Genomic DNA, 17174 nt, shown 5'->3' with positions numbered 1-17174 from the left:
AATCAAAAAACTATATTGATTGGAAAAGCTCCAAAAATTTCTCTTTTTCTTCCGGCCGCCTGAACCAGATATAAATCCCCTTTGTCGCCCTTGTGAAAAGAATCCTGTATGTATTTTTGACGAGGGTAATGATCTCATCAAAATCTGCATTACGTTCTTCCAAAAAAGCATTAATATCCCGATACCTGACGTTTCCATAAGCCACGGAAAAATCATTCTGCAGCTTTCCACCATACTTTTCAACGATTTCTTTTATAAAAGTATAGTCTTTGATCTTATTGAGATCAACCCTCCATCTGTCATGATCCCAGTACAGATCGTCCCAGACGATCAGCCCTACATAGTCAAATTCCAGTCCCTGGCATGTATACACACAGCCGACTTGTCTCAAGTTCTTTTCCTCCCTGTATGCATACCATTCCGCCTGATTCCTGAGCGGATTCCATGGATGGTGAAAATTCTGGTCGGGAATATGGATATCCAGACTTTCTTCATTATTTCTGTTCCAGCTCCAGCAAAACGGTGCCAGCCACTTGCACCTAAAATTCTGGCTTTTGCCAGACAGCTCTGCCTCAATTTCGGATAGATTTTCTTTTACGCTGACTTCAAAGCCTTTTACGCCGGCAGACAGACCCAATGTGCTTTTTTCATTCGACAGATACTGATTCACGATCTTTTCAAATTCCGCACCGCTTCCATTTCTTAAATTCGTTTTCAAATAAAAGTCATCCCTGAAAACAATATGGGAGTTCACACGTTTTTTGTAGTTGTTAATACAACAGGTAATATGGTTCCGGGTCCCCTCTTCACTCATCCGGACAATCTGGTCGTCATCCTGTAAAATAATCAGTATATTAGTCTTGTCAATCAATTTTTCCAACTCACTGTCTAACTTCTGCAGCCGCTGCGCTTCGTCTATCACCAGAAAATTAATCCGCTTTTTCCCATTTTTCAAATTGTAAGTATTCAGAATCGAATTGCCGCCCGGCCCTGATATTCCCGTATCCTTATTCCAAATATTAAAATTCAGTACCTCCTTCAGCGTCCTGTTCGGAGTCGAATAGAGAATTCCACTTCCGTTATTCCCGTTATTTCTGTAATAAAAGCTCATTAAGAATAAGCCCAGAACACTTTTCCCGGTTCCCGGAGCGCCTGAAATCAACGCGATCACTTTATTACCGGTTATTTCTGCCTGTTTTATTTCTTTCGTAATCTGTGCACTAATCTCCGGCTGCTCCTTTAATAAAGTGATACATCTTTCTCCCTTCAGAAGTTTCCCTATTTTATCAAAAACCTCCTTTGGATTTTCAAACTCACCCTCTAAAAATTCCTGATACTTATTACCGATGCCATCCCTCGTCAGAAATCTTTCTATATAAGCGATAAGCTCTGCTTCTGCACCTTTTACAAATACCTGTCTGTCATACGTCTTTTTGAAGAGTTCATACTGATTACAAAATAACTGTTCTTTATTCACAAAATTGTGAAGATATGCCAGACTATACACTTTAATTCCATTATCTCTGACCTTTTTATGATATAGCTTCAGCAATGTCTCATAGGTATTCAGCTGCATACATGGATGTTTCCTTTCGTTCTCCGGGTCTTCCGGAATACGGACAAAGGTCTTTTCACAAACTCCTTCCGTCAGTATCTCCTTCCATTGCTTCAGCTCCACAATGACAACCGCCATATTTCCATCCGGCCCTTTCCCAAGAAGCACAACATCCATCCGTTCATCTATGTACGGAAGCGAATACTCAAGCACCGCCCGCAAAGCTCCAAACCCATTCCGGTTCAGTACGTTCAGCAACGCCGGGATTGAATTTTTCCACGAATTTACTTCACTTTCATTGTAACAGTTGTTCTTGTAATAAATTTCCTGTAAATTCTCATCACTGGAAATCCTCTCCTTTAAGATACCTACAATTTCTTCGCCGGTCATTCGTGCCAGCTTTCCGACTTCTTCACAAAACAAATACATCTTTCATCCAATTCCTTTTTCGCAGTTTATTAACTATAATATACCATGGCCCTTAGGTATAGTAAATTCCTGTTCGCTGAAATATTTTTCACCGTTAGGCCCCACTGAACCTTATTCCAGATATGCATGGCACCCGGGATGAAGCTCTGCCTGACCTTCACCTGGTTATGCACGGCAGCCGGGATGAGACTCCGCCTGACCTTATTCCGGTTATGCACGGCAACAAAAAATCAGGGAAAAAGCCGTCTCAAATCAACTTTTTCCCTGATCTTATTCTCATCAATTCCATATTTACTTAAGCGGAAAATGGCAGGCACACATACCGCCGTCACACGGTTTCAGTTCCGGCTCCTTCTGTTTGCAAATATCCTGCGCATATGGACAACGCGGGTGGAACCTGCAGCCGCTGGGCGGATTGATCGGGCTTGGGATTTCCCCGGTCAGCAGCTCTTTATCTTCCTTGCGCCGTTCCGGATTCGGCTGCGGTGTTGAATCCAACAGGAATTTGGTATAGGGGTGAAGCGGTTTGCTATAAATCGCATCGGTATCCCTGATCTCGCAGACCTTTCCCAGGAACATCACGCAGACCCTGCTGGAAATGTAACGTACAACACTCAGGTCATGGCTGATAAACAAATACGTCAGGCCAAATTCTTTCTGCAGATCGTGAAGAAGGTTCAAAATCTGTGCCTGAATCGAAACATCCAAAGCAGAAACAGGCTCATCGCAGACAATCAACTTCGGATTCAGTGCAAGTGCCCTTGCAATGCCCACTCTCTGACGCTGGCCGCCGGAGAACTGATGCGGATAACGGTTGTAAAATTCAGACCGAATTCCTACCTTATCCATTAAGGCCCTGACTCTTTCCTCTTCTTCATTCTTATTTTTATATACTTTGTATGCACGGAGCGGCTCGGAAATAATTTGCCCTACATTCATTCGCGGGTCCAAAGAGGCATACGGATCCTGGAAAATCAGCTGCATCTTCTTGCGGGCCTCACGGAGCTGCTTGGAATTCATGCCTGAGAGATCCTCATGGTCGAACGTGATGCTTCCCGATGTAGCCGGAAGCAGACGCATCAGCACCTTTCCCAAAGTCGATTTTCCACAGCCGGATTCACCTACCAGGGCAAGGGTCTCACCATTATAGATATCCAGGTCGACACCGCTGACTGCATGAACGATTCCTCCGTTTGTCTTGAATTCCTTGACGATCCCTCTCGCCTGCATTAAGATTTCTTTATCCATAGCTTATTTTCCCTCCTTATGGCAGGGCGTAAAGCAACGCACCTCATGGCCATTTCCCATATCTTTAAGAGGCGGCTCCTCATTTCGGCAGCGCTCAGTTGCCATAGGACATCTGGGAGCAAATCTACAACCGGTCGGCATATCCTTTAAGCTCGGAACCATACCTTCAATACTATCCAGACGCTCATTGCTGTCCATCTTCGGCAGAGCACCTAAAAGTCCCCGGCTATATGGGTGCATAGGATTACGGAACAATTCGGAAACCTCCGCATGCTCGACCACTTTCCCTGCATACATTACATATACTTTATCGCACAACTCCGCTACCACTCCCAGGTTATGCGTGATCATCAAAATCGAAGTCCCTTTGTCTTTCTGCAATTGCCGCATCAGATGCAGAATCTGCGCTTCAATTGTTACGTCAAGCGCCGTAGTCGGCTCGTCAGCGATCAGCAGGTCCGGATTACATACCATCGCCATACCGATCATGACCCGCTGTCTCAGACCGCCGGAAAGCTGATGCGGATAGGCGTGATAGCGGCGTTCCGGCTCCGGAATACCGACCTGGCGGAAAATATTGATCACACGCTTAGTAGCTTCCTCTTTACTGATCTTCTCATGCAGCAAAATGGCTTCACGCACCTGTTTTCCCACTTTCACAACAGGATTTAAACTGGTCATCGGCTCCTGAAAGATGATGGAAATTTTATCTCCGGTAATCTTTCTCAGTTCTTTTGGACTTAACTTTGTAAGGTCCATATCCCTAAGCATGATTCTTCCTTCTTCAATGTAAGCCGAACTCGGAAGCAGCCCCATCACGGACATTGCCGTCATACTTTTTCCGCACCCGGATTCGCCAACGATTCCCACGGTCTCTTTCTGCCGAATCTCGATATCGACGCCATCTACCGGAACTAATTTATCCTTCCTGCTCCTGATAACCGTCTTTAAGTTTTCAATATGTAACAATACCGGAGTATTCTTTTCCTGCTCTACCATCAGCTTAACTCCTTTCAAGGGAGGAAAAAACGATCCGTCCCTCAATAATCGTATATCTTAACTGGGCTTTAACATCCCGCGCAGGGAAAGCGTTAAAAAGAACAACGTCTCCATCTTTTCCCACTTCCAGGCTTCCCACACGGTCTTCAACGCCCAAGGCTTTTGCCGGATTAATCGTAATCATTCTAAGTGCACGTTCTGGTGTCACACCACATCGCACTGCTTCCCCCGCCTGCACTAACAGAATATCTTCTGACAGGATCGGAGAATCTGAAATAATCGAAACATTGACCCCTAAACGGTCTAATAATGCTACATCGCTTAAATCGGCGCCTGTTAATTCTCCATATCCCGTCGGAACCCCAACAGGTCCGTAATTAATGCAAGCACCACTTTCAGCTAATTCATCTAAGAAATCTTTTGCTAACCATGCATGTTCAATGGTCAGCCGACAGCCATATTTCTTCGCCATTTCAATAGCTGTCAACATATCAAATTGTTCACAATGAATCTTTAACGGAATCTTCCCTTCCAGAGCCGGAAGAATCGCTTCCCATTTCTCATTGTATGCCGGCGGTTCTTTTCCTTCACTGACCGCCTTTTCTTTTTTACTGCGGTAATCACTCGCAGCCTTTAAAGCTCCATCTAACTCTGCGGCAATTCCCATTCGGGTCATGGGTGATTTTCCTTTCGGCCCATAGACTCCCTTCGGGTTCATTCCCAAAGCAACTTTCACCGCACAGGGATTTTTTATAGCCATATCATGAATATCGTTTCCATAGCTCTTTGCTACAAAAGCCTGGCCACAAACCACATTTCCGCTGCCCGGAGTGATACACAAGGTTGTCACCCCTGCTGCCGGAACACTCTGAAAATTCTTGTCAAGTGGATTACAGCCGTCTATCGCTCTCACTTGCGGAGTAACAGGATCTGTCATTTCGTTCAGATCCATTCCGTTTTGATCGATCATATCAAAACCACCCTGATGTGTATGAGCGTCCACGAACCCCGGCAGGGCCCACAGACCATCGGCCTCAATAACCTCTTTTTCCTCAGGAGCCTGAATCTGCGCCCCTATCTGAGCAATCTTTCCATCTTTTATCAATATGTCACCAACATAAGGATCGGTTCCCGTCATATCCAATATCATCGCATTTCGAATTAACATACCGCTTCACCTTTCTTATTGTATACGATATTTCCTGCAACAACGGTTGCAGCCACATCGGCCTCCCAGCTCTCTAACGGATTTCCATTATAAATTACCAGATCACCTAAAAGTCCTTCTTTAATCGAGCCGATCAAATGATCCACGCCCAGAACTTCCGCGGTTCTTACCGTCATCAGATCCAAAACGTCTGCCGGCTCATATCCCATCTGCACCAGACGGCAGGCATTCCAGAGAAGATTCTCCCGGCCTACCCCTCCGGAAGAGCAGCCGATACATAGCGGAAGCTGTTCACGCAAGGAAAGGATCTTATCTACGTCCGTACCATACCAGAATCTCGCTCCGGCGTCAAACAGGTCGCCCATGATCACTGATGCGCCTGAATTTGCGATCATTTCAGTCACCCGGTCAGCCTCGTAAGCTCCATTAAGTATGACGCGGATCTGAAATTCTTTCGCCAGAGCCAATACGTCACTGATATCCGCAACGGTTGTCACGTTCATCAGAAGCGGTATCTCTCTCTTTAACACTTTTGCCAGAACTTCATAGTCACTGTTAAGCGGCGCATCCTCTTTCTCCATCCATTCCTTTGCTGCTCTGAACGTCTCTCTTAAGCAGGAAGCCATTCCCATACGTGTCATGGGGGCTATGTTCTTCGGACCAAATGTTGTCTTCACATTTGAAGTAAAATTGCCCTTTAAAGCGACCGTATCACATACGCACATCTGTGCTGATGTCATTCCGGTCACATGGTAAACTCCCATTTGCCCTGCCAGCAGGGGCCCATCGGCCGGAGCGGCACCAATACTCGTGATGCCGCTAAGCCAATAGCGCTGAAGCTGTACCTCTCTGCCGTCAAGGGCATAGCGAACATGCAGCTTCGGATTGCACGGGGAAGATATTTCATTGGAATCTCCCTGCCGCAGGTTGGCATAATCCGTCAGACCCACTGAGGTCACCGGAAGAATAAATCCTGGAAAAATTTCCTTTCCGTCTGCATCCAAAACAGGAATACCCTCTACCGCCAGCTCATTCCCTATTTTTGAAATGAATCCATCTTCCACCAAAATATCACCTTTGCGGACAATCTGTCCCGGAAGATGAAGATTCCCATTCTTTATCAACAACATATTCACTACACTCCTTTAGCTCTTGAGAGTTTTTCTCATTTTATCATTATTCTGCAGGTTTCACTTTTCCTAAGTAGTATACGTAGTTCGCACCACTCACCGGATTAAAGCCTGTAAGTTCCGCTCTATGAACAAAGTTAAAGTAACTCTCATACATCGGAACCATATTGTAGAAGCTATACTGCATCTCCAAAGCTTGTTTTACCAGTTCTTTACGCGCTTCTGCATCGTACTCACTATCAATCTTTGCCATAAGCTCATCGTATTCCGGAGTCTTTGTTACGAATTCTCCATAATATCCATTGGAAACATAGAAGTTCAGCATATCTTCTGTACTAACCTGATCGGTACCAAAGTCCAGAATACTCATCTGGCAGGTTCCATCTGTAAATTTTGCATAATATGCATTCGTGTCGAGCTGAACGATCTCTACATTAATTCCTATTGCCTGCAGATCGCCCTGTACAGACTGTGCGATGGAAGCCTCATTTGCACTGATATACAGTTTCAAGGTCTCACCGTTGTAATTGGACTGCGCCAAATACTCTTTTGCTTTGTCTACATCATATCCGTCGATGGTCTGAAGATCAGCATAATCTCCCATAACTCGCTGCGGATATAGTGTGGTTGCCGGAATAGTCTCCGGTTCGTTGTTGAACATCGCTGCATTTTCACGGTTGATTGCGTAATATACCGCTTTTCTTAAATTCTCATCGCTGGTAAACGGTTCTGCATAGAAGTTAAGGTATTTGATTGACCAGCCGGTATTTACTTCTGCTACAAGATTCGGATCCTCTTCTACCAGAGCAAGCTGGTTCGGTGTAACGTTAATCGCAATATCTGCCTCATTGTTCTGCAGTGCCACAACAGCGGTCGAACTGTCCATCGGTGTACGGATTGTTACCTTCTTGAAGTATGGTGCTCCTTCAAAGTAATCTTCATTCGCTACCAAATGCACATACTGATCTGCACCCTGAGACTCAAATTTATATGCTCCGGTACCTACTGGATTCTTAGCAAATTCATCGGCACCCTTTTCATAAGCAGTCGGAGAAACAATCCACGGACTCTCTGCCATCATCGGAAGCAGCGCAACATGAGGCGTAGCTTTCGTGATCTTAACTGTATAGTCATCTACCTTCTCACAAGCCGTGTAATAAGTAGTAACATATGAAGTCAACGGATTGGCAAACTGTTTGTCAAATGTATACACTACTGCATCTGCGTTAAATGGAGTTCCATCATGGAACTTAACATCATCACGTAAATGGAACAGAACAGCGTGTCCGTCGTCGGTATCTTCCCAGCTCTCAGCCAGACAAGGTATCGGTTTTCCTTCGTCGTCAAACTGCAGCAGACAATTAAATATCTGATGCATTACGTTCTTATCCACGCCGGTAGCAGAAGCTGTGGTAAGCGGGTCCAGTGTCTCACTGGTCATATGTGAAATAAATACCAGTGTGTCTTTGTCTCCTGTGCTCTCTTTCTTTTCGGTTTTTGTCTGATCATCAGACGAGGGGGTTTCGCTCTTACTTCCACAGGCAGCTAAACCTAAGACCATAGCTGTTACACAAAGTAATGAGACAAGTTTTTTCATTTTCATTGTACATTCCTTCCCTTTCATAAAAATTTATTCTAAACAGACTATTCTGTATAGAAACTTATCTTTCCGCCTGACGCGGATCTAACGCCTCCGTCAGTCCATCGCCCAGAAGGTTGAAGCAAAGCGCTGTCAAAACGATGGCCAGACCCGGGAATATGATCATGTGCGGACTTTGCCGCATCCAGCTCGTGGCCTCACTAAGCATATTGCCCCACTCCGGCGTGGGCGGCTGAATACCCATACCTATAAAACTCAGGCCCGCTGCAGACATGATCAGACCTGCAACATTCATCATGGCATTTACAATGATCGGACCTATTGCATTCGGCAGAACATGATGAAGAATGATATCTCTGTCCTTCACTCCACAGGATCTGGCCGCTTCAATATAATCCTGTCTTACAACCGTAAGCACAACGGACCGGATCATTCGTGTAAAACTCGGCACACTCGCCACAACGATCGCGATTGTCATACTCTTTAATCCACTTCCCATCGCAGCCACCAGACTCAGAGCCAGAAGCATGTAGGGAATGCACATCAACGCGTCGATCACTCTCATGATCCAAGTATCGACCTTTCCGCCAAAATATGCTGCCGTTGCTCCCAGAATACATCCTCCGAACAGACTAAGGGAGGTACATACAACGCCAAACATCAGGGAATAGCGTGCCCCATGAATGACCCTGCCGAACAGATCACGTCCCATGTGGTCCGTTCCAAACCAGTGCTGCATACTTGGTCCTAAAAGCCGTTCCTGCGGATTTGTTGTAATGACAGATTGATAATCTATAATTACGTCCGCAAATAATGCAAAGAAAATAATAATAATCAAAAAGATAAGCGCTACTACGGATACTTTATTTTTACAGAAGAGCCTCCACATTTCCTTCCACTGACTCGGCTCTACATTTGTGATTGTTTTCTTCTTTTTACCCAACATTCTATCACCCCACAACTATTCAAATTGCGATTTTATTCTCGGATCTATGAAAGCATAGATCAAATCCACAGCCAACATAATCACCATAAATGTTGTAGACAGGAATACCACTGAAAACATGGTAAGTGGAACATCTTTCGCTTTGATCGCAGCTACGATAGCATTTCCAAAGCCCGGAAGTCCAAATACGATTTCCGTTATCATGGCACCTCCCAGAAGTCCGGCAAAGTTCATACCAAGCTGGGTGATGACCGGGATTAATGCGTTACGCAGAGCATGCAGGAAAATAACGCGTCTGTCTCTGGCTCCTTTTCCCTTTGCAGTCCGGATATAGTCCTGATTCATCGTGTCAAGCATAGTCGTCCGGGTGAGCCGGCTGATAAATGCCGCACTTGGCAGCGCCAAAGTCATAACCGGCATAATATAATGCTGCCATGTGCCGACTCCACTGCTCGGAAGCAGTTTTAGTTGCAAGGATAAGAACAGCATCAGCATAAGTCCAAGCCAGAATCCCGGAACAGAAGCCAGGAACAGTGCCAGGACCGTCAGGCCATTATCGACGATCGAATGCTTCTTCACTGCAGACAGAATTCCCAAGGGTATCCCTAACAGGGCCGAAAATATAACAGACAGGATCGCCAGTTTCAATGTGGTAGGGAACTTAGGCATCAGTACCTGTGTGACCGGTACATTGAACGTATAAGAAGTGCCGAAGTCGCCGTGAAGCGCATCCCAAACATAATCTACATAGCGAACCAAAAGCGGCCGGTCAACGCCCAAAGACTTATTTAACATATCGACCTGCTCCTGCGTCGCTGTCGGTCCAAGCATAATTCTTCCGGGATCGCCAGGCGTCACGTTCAAAATAAAAAAGACAACAAAAACAATAAATAACAATGTCGGTATGACAACCAACAAACGTTTGACTATGTATTTAGCCATTTTTCTCCTCCTCTATTCAAATTTACCCTTCAACCTATGGATCACGCATAAATATGAATAAGTTCATAATCTTCTTTATAAAATATCATGACAGACTATAATTGTCAATATATTTAGACACAGTTATGAATATATTCGTCAATATTTTGGTGTTTTATTATAAATACACCAGATTTTTACACGACAGATTTCGACTCCAAAGTACTTATACCCTCGCGGCAGTCGCCAAACCTCCCTGCAGGCATGGCTGCCTGGCTCGTTGCTAATGGAAATAAAATAGAATGTGCACGATCGCACGAAGTGCGTTTTACTTCATAGGAAAATGCCACGCACATTCCTATGAAACAAAAAAACAGACAATTCAGTGAATTGCCTGTCTTTTTAATCGTACTATCTCTTATAGTCCAATAACCCCTGTTTGAAAATACCGATACAAAGTTTATAGAGTTCCCATTCTTTATTCACATCGTTATCACCAAAACAGTGTATCACATTGGTCATAGCCAGCGTAATCGCGATCATCAGCTCTTTATTTTCTTTGATGCGCTCATCTAATTGCTCGTTCTCAAAAAAACTGGAATCATAAAGCCCCATGTATTTTCCGCCTATCAGCCTATCAAAGGTCCAATCTCGCTTGATATCTTTTGGTGCCATGTTAAAACTGTCAACCATAATTTCCTTATAATATTTCATTCTTTGCGTACTTTCCAAATCTATGGCGTCGGCCTTCTCAGCCTTCTCAATTTCCTCCGGTTCCATAGGATCGAATTTCTGATTCTTTTCTGTCCTCTCTCTCAGCTCATTGTCCATATAGAAAGAAACAATATAAAAATACAGATCTTTTTTGTCTTCAAAATACTGATAAAAGCTTCCCGTCGGAATCCCTATACATTTAATCAGATGATTAATACTGATATTCTGGTACGGAGCCTTTGCAAACTCGTCCATGGCAACATCAATAATGTGATTCCTTTTAGACTCGGAAAGATTAAAAAAAGTTTTTTTAGGCATATTTTCTCCTTCTGCCGTTCTCCCTGCCCGCCTGATTACGGAAAGTTTCCCGACTTGTATCATTCCAATCAATTTTAATATATTATTTCTTTAATGTCAATTTATTCCATAACCGCATTACCCGATATTTAGTATTTTCCAAATGTTTCAGATCCATAATAAAATTCAAATAAGGGGCACAGAACCGAGATGAATACCCAATGGACCTTCTCTCAAGTTTGCCTGGCAGCCGAGATGAATGTCCAACGGGCCTTCGTTCAGGTACGCCTGACAATGCTAACGAGGCATGTATGCCCGCCCTTTCCCGGTGCCAGACATACATGCCCCGTTTTCCGTCTCTTTTCTGGAATTAATACAATTTCTCGATCACTTCATTTGCAATACTATAACTCTGTTTCTCCGTCGGGAACGTACCTTCCCCGACCTCCTCTATGTAAGCCTTAAACGCTTCTTTCATCGCTGCTCCGATATCCGCATATCTCTTCACAAATTTCGGCGTAAAATCAGAGAACATTCCCAGCATATCCTGATATACCAGAATCTGTCCGTCGCAGCCTGCGCCTGCACCGATTCCGATGGTAGGAACATCTACCGCCTCCGTGACCTTCTGCGCCAGAGATGCTGGAACACATTCCAGTACAATGGCAAATGCGCCTGCCTCAGCGATCGCTCTTGCGTCGTCCAGAATCTTCTGCGCTGCCGCCTCGTCTTTTCCTTGTACCTTGAATCCGCCGAACGCATTGATAGACTGCGGAGTAAGACCCAGGTGTCCCATGACCGGGATTCCGGCGTCGACGATGGCCCCTATCTGCGCGGCTACTTCCCTGCCGCCTTCTAATTTTACTGCATTTGCACGGCCCTCCTTCATCAGGCGCCCTGCATTTACCACTGCATCGTAAACCGAAGTCTGATAAGACATGAACGGCATATCCACAACCACCAGCGCATTCTTCGCGCCTCTTGCCACGGCGGCACCGTGATGGATCATATCCTCCATGGTCACAGAAATCGTGTCCTCATAGCCGAGAATAACATTTCCCAATGAATCGCCTACCAGGATTCCATTGACTCCGGCTTCGTCCATCAGAGATGCGGTGGAATAATCATAAGCGGTCAGCATGGACAGCTTCTTTCCCTCCTGCTTTGCTTTTTTGAAAGTTGCAACTGTGTTCTTCATCTTATTTTCCACTCCTTTCCAGTATTTGGGCTAATTCCCCATAGTCCCTGTCGGGATTTTTACGTCTTGCGATCTGAAGCAGTTTTCTGGAAATCTGCAGGTAAATCTCTCGCTCCTCCTCTGAAAATGCTTCCAGATGTTTCGTAACGGTTGACACGTCGCCTCTTTCCACCGGTCCGGTAAGAGCCGCAGCCGTCCCCTTTGCCGCCACATTCTGCGCATTATTTACAAACAACGGTCCAAGGGCTGCCTCGCCGCTTTCCCTGTCAAAGCCGCAGGACTCCAAAAGAGACACGCCCGCCTCATAAAGCCCTGTCACCAGATTACTGACGAAGACCGCGGCCCCGTGGTAGCGCACCTTATCGTCCGCCCCAATCACCCGCACCGGGTTACCCAGTTCCTGGAAAAAGGACTTCCAAAAGCCCAGATACTCCTCGTCTCCTTCGATTGTAAAATACGCCTGAGAAATTTCCTTATAAGAATTCTGTTTGCTGCTCACCGCAAACAAAGGATGGATAGAATAGCCAAACGCACCCATCTGGCTGATCCCGGAAAATACAGCGGAGCTCATAGCGCCGCTTGTGTGACAAATCAACTTGCCTGTCAAAGAATATCGTTTTAGAGAATTCCATACCTCTTCTATGGCCCCGTCCGGGACCGTCAAAAAGAGAGCATCACTCGACGCTGCAATATCTTCTAGTGTCTCATAATACCTGGTATGTGTAAAATCAGATGCCTGCCTGGCTGCGGACTCACTTTTGCTGTAATAGCCGGATACATCCACGTGATGTTCCATAAAATACTTGCCCAGCGTAAAGCCCACTTTTCCTGCACCCACAAATCCTATTCTCATCCTATCACCTTCCTTTCAGGTGATACCCTCTCCTGCCTCAAGGCGGCCGGGAAATGAAATCTCATTCTGTCTCGATATAAGTTCCATGGCATATGTCAGGATTTGAAAACAAGTGTTGTCCCGGTATAGTTTCCCTGGGAATACTATCCGAAAACTATTCTATCACATTTTGCACGTTTATCATAGGGACAATCTTAAAAATCTATCATGTGAAAAATTCATCATGGCATGGGGCGAAATAAGGTCCGCTGGACCTTATTTCAGGTATGCCCGGCAACCGGGATAGGCGTCCACTCAGGCTTGCCTGGCAACCAAAAATCCCTGACATGCCTGTTCTTACAGCTTCAATTTTGCAAATGCGTCCGCAAACGCATTATTTACCGGTTCTTCCTTCTGCTTTTTCAGATAATTCTGTACGTCCCGTTTGCTGACGCCCGCCCCTTCTTTTTTCCTTCTCTCCTGGAACGCTGTCAGCTTCTCCTTATGCCCGCAGGAACAGACGAAGATCTGCCCGTCCCCTTTGCCGCGAAGCTGCATTTTCTTGTGACATACCGGGCATCTGGCGTTGGTCGTCTTTGCCACGGTCTCACGATAACCGCATTCCCGGTCCTGACAGACGAGCAGTTCACTATTCTTCCCTTTCACCGCCAGCATACGCTTTCCGCAGCGGGGGCATTTCGTGTTCGTCAGGTTGTCATGCCTAAAGGAGCCTTCTCCGGACCGGATCTCCTCCAGCACTTCGCCGGTATACGCTTCGATCTCTTTCATAAATACACTGCGCTTCATCTTCCCTTTGGCAATGCGGGACAGCTTCATCTCCCAGTCGGCCGTCAGCTCCGGCTTTTTTAATTCCTCCGGCACCAGACCCAAAAGCTGTCTTGCCTTGGAAGTCAGGTAAATGTCCTTGCCGCGTTTTTCCAGAAGAAAACCGGAGAACAGTTTTTCAATGATGTCTGCCCGGGTCGCGACCGTTCCCAAACCTCCGGTCTCCCCGAGAGTCTGCGCCATCTTTTTATCGTGTGATTCCATATAAGCGACTGGATTTTCCATCGCAGAAAGCAAGGTTGCCTCGTTAAATGGAGCCGGTGGCTTTGTTTTTCCCTCCGTCATCGTAAGTCTTAGTCCGCTCAAACGCTGCCCTTTTGCAAGTTCAGGTAATGTCTGGCCCTTTAAGCTCTTTTCCTCATCGCCCTCTTCCTCGTCGTCGTCCAAAGTCATATTTTCATAGACTTCTTTCCACCCGGCCTGCTTCACGATCCTACCCGACGCCACAAAATACTCCCCGCCAATCTCCACCGTCAGTGTCGTCTGTTCATACTCAAAAGGCGGAAAGAACACGGAAAGAAAACGCCGTACCACCAGGTCATAGATTTTGCGTTCTTCATTCGTCATATGATCCAACTGTACAAACTGCTCCGTCGGAATGATGGCATGATGGTCGGACACCTTAGCGTTATTCACAAAAGCCGGTTTTGCCGGAAGCTGCCTTTTCGCCGCTGCTCCTGCCATTTTCCGGTACGGCCCGGTGCCGCAGGCCTCCAGCCTGTCCTTTAGTGTCGGCACGATATCGCTGCTCAGATACCGCGAATCCGTTCGCGGATAGGTGAGGACCTTATGATTCTCATACAATCTCTGCATGATGTTAAGGGTCTCCTTTGCAGAAAATCCGAATCGTTTATTCGCATCTTGCTGCAGCTCCGTCAGATCGTAAAGAAGCGGTGCATACGTCTTTTTCGGCGTGCGGCGGATATCCGTCACCGTCCCTTGCTGCCCTCTTAACCGGGACAATATCGTTTCCATTCGTTCCTTATCAAAGGAGCGATAGCTTTTTGACGTCTGATCCTGCCATGTAAGAGTAATCCCCTCCCCTTTTGCCGTTATCCCAAAATATGGTTTGGGGACAAATTCGCGGATCTGCTTTTCCCTTTTTGCGATCATGGCAAGCGTCGGGGTCTGCACGCGCCCGCAGGAAAGCTGGGCGTTGTATTTGCAGGTCAAAGCCCGGGTGGCGTTAATGCCGACCAGCCAGTCCGCCTCGGCACGGCACATGGCAGCATCATAGAGTGCGTCGTACTCATGCCCGCTCTTTAAATTGGCAAACCCTTCCCGGATCGCCTTGTCGGTCACGGAGGAAATCCAGAGACGCTTGATCGGCTTTTTACAATTCGTTTTCTCCAGAATCAGCCTCGCTACCAGCTCCCCTTCCCGTCCGGCGTCGGTGGCTATGATGATCTCCCCCACGTCATTTCGGTGAATCTGCGTCTTCACTGCCGCGAACTGCTTCCCGGTCTGTTTAATGACCTCCAGCTTAAAAGGCTTTGGCAGCATGGGGAGATGCTCCATCTTCCATTCCTTATATTTTTTGTCGTAGTCCTCCGGGTCAGCCAGCGTTACCAGATGACCAAGGCCCCAGGTCACGACGTAGGTATTCCCCTCCAATGCGCCGTTTAATTTCTTATTGCACTTTAGAACCCGTGCAATATCCCGCGCAACGGAAGGCTTCTCTGCAATTACCAATGATTTCATACTATTACTCCTTTTTAAACCTTATGAAACTGCCGAATGGCCATGCGGGATGCCCTTGGGTATACCTTGTAAAACGGCCGAATGGCCATGCGGGATGCCCTTGGGTATACTTTGTGAAACGGCCGAATGGCCATACGGAATGCCCTTTGGGTATGCTTTTACAAATGCAAACGGCACCGTTCCATCCGCTCTAAATTTAGATCCGAGTGTTCGATTTCCCGCGAAAACCGATACACTACTTCCACAATATCCTCAAATTCCAGTGTTTCCCCATTCTTACTCCACCTTGCCGCCAAGAGCTCGCAGATCAGGAAGGTAGAGAGGACTGCCATTTTTACTTTCGCATATACATTGCCATCGTAAACCGCCCCACATAGGTACGTAAATATAAAATAGACTAGAATCTGCTCCTTCATCACGTCCAATTCCGGGAAATGTCTCTTCTGCCATCTTTGAAAATGCTCCTGCAATTTTTGATATTCGACCGCGCCTTTTCCGTAAAGTAGATAGGCGCTCTCGTCCAGATTTGCCTTCCACTCCTGGCGCAAAATCTCCAAATCATATAAATTTGCGAAAAATGTCTGTGCATCGTCATAACATTTCCCCATATCCTGTTTCCAGTTTTCGTACCTTTCCTCCACGAATAATGCGGCAGACGGCTTGCGGTACTTCTCCAGGATCTCTTCATAAGAAAATAGCATTCCTCTATTCATTCTGAACTGAAGATCATGAGCGATCCCGAGCACCAGCGCGCCGCGAACCTGGATTGCTTTCGTCGCTTTCGTCCGGTCCTGAAGGATTTCCAGCATCACTTCCCTTGTCTGAACCAGCGCGGAATAAAGAAGCGGGTCAAAATCCTCATACTCTTCCTCCCCTTCCTTCTCGCAGCTTAAGAAATGCACCGGCTCTGTTTTCCCAAGAATGAGGCGCGCCGCCTCCGGGCAGGACAGGGACAGCGTAATCTCCCGGACATTTTCAAATTCCTCCACATGCCTGGGATACAACCGGCAAGTCCGGCAAAGGCTCTTCTTCCCCAAGGCCGTATACAGGTCGCACAGGTTCTTTTCGTTTAGGAATGCGCATCTTCGATTTTCTTCCTGCCGGAAGGTTCCCTCTTTCCAGTTGACGCTTCGCCTGAGTTTTCGGGCAAATGGCCCTTCGACTTTTTTGTACTTTTTGAGCGACTTCTCATCGACCACGATCTGCCACCCCGCGCAGCAGGTATCCTCACACGCTCCGGCGATGCACCGGAACTCTTTATAGTAATCTGGGATTGTATATAGCATCTTTTTTATCCTTTCTACAGTAGGAATCCACAGCCATTTCCTTACTTTTGTGGCAACCCCCTGCCATTGTAAACATACACCATTCCTCTTGATTTCGCAATATCATTCTGGGGGATTTCGCATTTTCGTCCCGCAAGGCCTCGCATTTTATTCTCTGGAATTTCGCATTTGTATTCCAAACATTTTCGCTTTATCAACTATTTCATAAGAAAATACCCCTAAAAAATTCATTCTTCCTTTGTGTACTTTCTCCCCTGACCAAGAAATTCCGCTGAAAATTTGACTCTCTCTTCCAAAACCCGTA

13 protein-coding genes are annotated in these 17174 nt (G+C 46.3%); all 13 read right to left on the bottom strand.

The features are described from left to right. Positions 1–10 precede the first annotated feature (10 nt). The 13 genes from ABXS75_04860 to fliB all read right to left on the bottom strand — a co-directional run bounded on the left by ABXS75_04860 (position 11) and on the right by fliB (position 16870). The gene (locus ABXS75_04860) at positions 11–1984 is read right to left on the bottom strand and encodes a DNA/RNA helicase domain-containing protein (protein ID XCP86144.1); all 1974 of its coding nucleotides are present in this window, start codon (positions 1982–1984) and stop codon (positions 11–13) included. A 291-nt stretch (positions 1985–2275) separates the two neighbouring features. Further along, positions 2276–3232 carry an oligopeptide/dipeptide ABC transporter ATP-binding protein gene (locus tag ABXS75_04855; protein XCP86143.1) on the bottom strand — a complete coding sequence of 319 codons (957 nt, stop codon included), beginning with the start codon at positions 3230–3232 and terminating at the stop codon, positions 2276–2278. Positions 3233–3235: 3 nt separating this feature from the next. Next, entirely contained in the window at positions 3236–4231 is a 996-nt protein-coding gene (locus ABXS75_04850) for an ABC transporter ATP-binding protein (protein ID XCP86142.1), read from the bottom strand. Between the two features lie 4 nt (positions 4232–4235). Then, positions 4236–5399 (bottom strand): amidohydrolase family protein, encoded by a 1164-nt coding sequence (locus tag ABXS75_04845; protein ID XCP86141.1) that lies wholly within the window; start codon positions 5397–5399, stop codon positions 4236–4238. Next, positions 5393–6529, bottom strand: coding sequence for an amidohydrolase family protein (locus tag ABXS75_04840; GenBank protein ID XCP86140.1), 1137 nt, complete (start codon positions 6527–6529; stop codon positions 5393–5395). The genes ABXS75_04845 and ABXS75_04840 overlap by 7 nt, the downstream gene beginning before the upstream one ends. 46 nt (positions 6530–6575) lie before the next feature. Continuing rightward, complete coding sequence (locus tag ABXS75_04835; protein XCP86139.1) at positions 6576–8132, bottom strand: ABC transporter substrate-binding protein; 1557 nt, start codon at positions 8130–8132, stop codon at positions 6576–6578. A 58-nt stretch (positions 8133–8190) separates the two neighbouring features. Continuing rightward, positions 8191–9075 (bottom strand): ABC transporter permease, encoded by an 885-nt coding sequence (locus tag ABXS75_04830; GenBank protein XCP86138.1) that lies wholly within the window; start codon positions 9073–9075, stop codon positions 8191–8193. A gap of 15 nt (positions 9076–9090) precedes the next feature. Beyond that, a complete protein-coding gene (locus ABXS75_04825) occupies positions 9091–10017 on the bottom strand; it encodes an ABC transporter permease (protein ID XCP86137.1) in 927 nt (308 codons plus the stop codon). Between the two features lie 390 nt (positions 10018–10407). Next, entirely contained in the window at positions 10408–11028 is a 621-nt protein-coding gene (locus ABXS75_04820) for a TetR/AcrR family transcriptional regulator (protein XCP86136.1), read from the bottom strand. 349 nt (positions 11029–11377) lie between these two features. Continuing rightward, the gene (gene panB / locus ABXS75_04815; GenBank protein ID XCP86135.1) at positions 11378–12205 is read right to left on the bottom strand and encodes a 3-methyl-2-oxobutanoate hydroxymethyltransferase; all 828 of its coding nucleotides are present in this window, start codon (positions 12203–12205) and stop codon (positions 11378–11380) included. A 1-nt stretch (position 12206) separates the two neighbouring features. Next, positions 12207–13058: a Rossmann-like and DUF2520 domain-containing protein gene (locus ABXS75_04810; protein XCP86134.1), complete on the bottom strand. Its 852-nt coding sequence runs from the start codon at positions 13056–13058 to the stop codon at positions 12207–12209. Positions 13059–13394: 336 nt separating this feature from the next. Continuing rightward, the gene (locus ABXS75_04805) at positions 13395–15584 is read right to left on the bottom strand and encodes a DNA topoisomerase III (GenBank protein XCP86133.1); all 2190 of its coding nucleotides are present in this window, start codon (positions 15582–15584) and stop codon (positions 13395–13397) included. Positions 15585–15742: 158 nt separating this feature from the next. Further along, entirely contained in the window at positions 15743–16870 is a 1128-nt protein-coding gene (fliB, locus tag ABXS75_04800; GenBank protein ID XCP86132.1) for a flagellin lysine-N-methylase, read from the bottom strand. Positions 16871–17174: the final 304 nt, after the last annotated feature.

This window comes from Roseburia hominis (assembly GCA_040702975.1).
In the GTDB taxonomy this organism is placed as follows: domain Bacteria; phylum Bacillota; class Clostridia; order Lachnospirales; family Lachnospiraceae; genus Allocoprococcus; species Allocoprococcus hominis_A.
Note: the sequence above shows the minus strand (reverse complement) of the source record. Positions and strands in the feature narration are given on the sequence as shown.

Coding starts and splice junctions, on each gene's coding strand:
- ABXS75_04825 (XCP86137.1), bottom strand. CDS start 10,017: ATGGCTAAATACATAGTCAAACGTTTGTTGGTTGTCATACCGACATTG.
- ABXS75_04805 (XCP86133.1), bottom strand. CDS start 15,584: ATGAAATCATTGGTAATTGCAGAGAAGCCTTCCGTTGCGCGGGATATT.
- ABXS75_04840 (XCP86140.1), bottom strand. CDS start 6,529: ATGTTGTTGATAAAGAATGGGAATCTTCATCTTCCGGGACAGATTGTC.
- ABXS75_04830 (XCP86138.1), bottom strand. CDS start 9,075: ATGTTGGGTAAAAAGAAGAAAACAATCACAAATGTAGAGCCGAGTCAG.
- ABXS75_04855 (XCP86143.1), bottom strand. CDS start 3,232: ATGGATAAAGAAATCTTAATGCAGGCGAGAGGGATCGTCAAGGAATTC.
- ABXS75_04835 (XCP86139.1), bottom strand. CDS start 8,132: ATGAAAATGAAAAAACTTGTCTCATTACTTTGTGTAACAGCTATGGTC.
- ABXS75_04850 (XCP86142.1), bottom strand. CDS start 4,231: ATGGTAGAGCAGGAAAAGAATACTCCGGTATTGTTACATATTGAAAAC.
- ABXS75_04820 (XCP86136.1), bottom strand. CDS start 11,028: ATGCCTAAAAAAACTTTTTTTAATCTTTCCGAGTCTAAAAGGAATCAC.
- ABXS75_04860 (XCP86144.1), bottom strand. CDS start 1,984: ATGTATTTGTTTTGTGAAGAAGTCGGAAAGCTGGCACGAATGACCGGC.
- panB (XCP86135.1), bottom strand. CDS start 12,205: ATGAAGAACACAGTTGCAACTTTCAAAAAAGCAAAGCAGGAGGGAAAG.
- ABXS75_04810 (XCP86134.1), bottom strand. CDS start 13,058: ATGAGAATAGGATTTGTGGGTGCAGGAAAAGTGGGCTTTACGCTGGGC.
- ABXS75_04845 (XCP86141.1), bottom strand. CDS start 5,399: ATGTTAATTCGAAATGCGATGATATTGGATATGACGGGAACCGATCCT.
- fliB (XCP86132.1), bottom strand. CDS start 16,870: ATGCTATATACAATCCCAGATTACTATAAAGAGTTCCGGTGCATCGCC.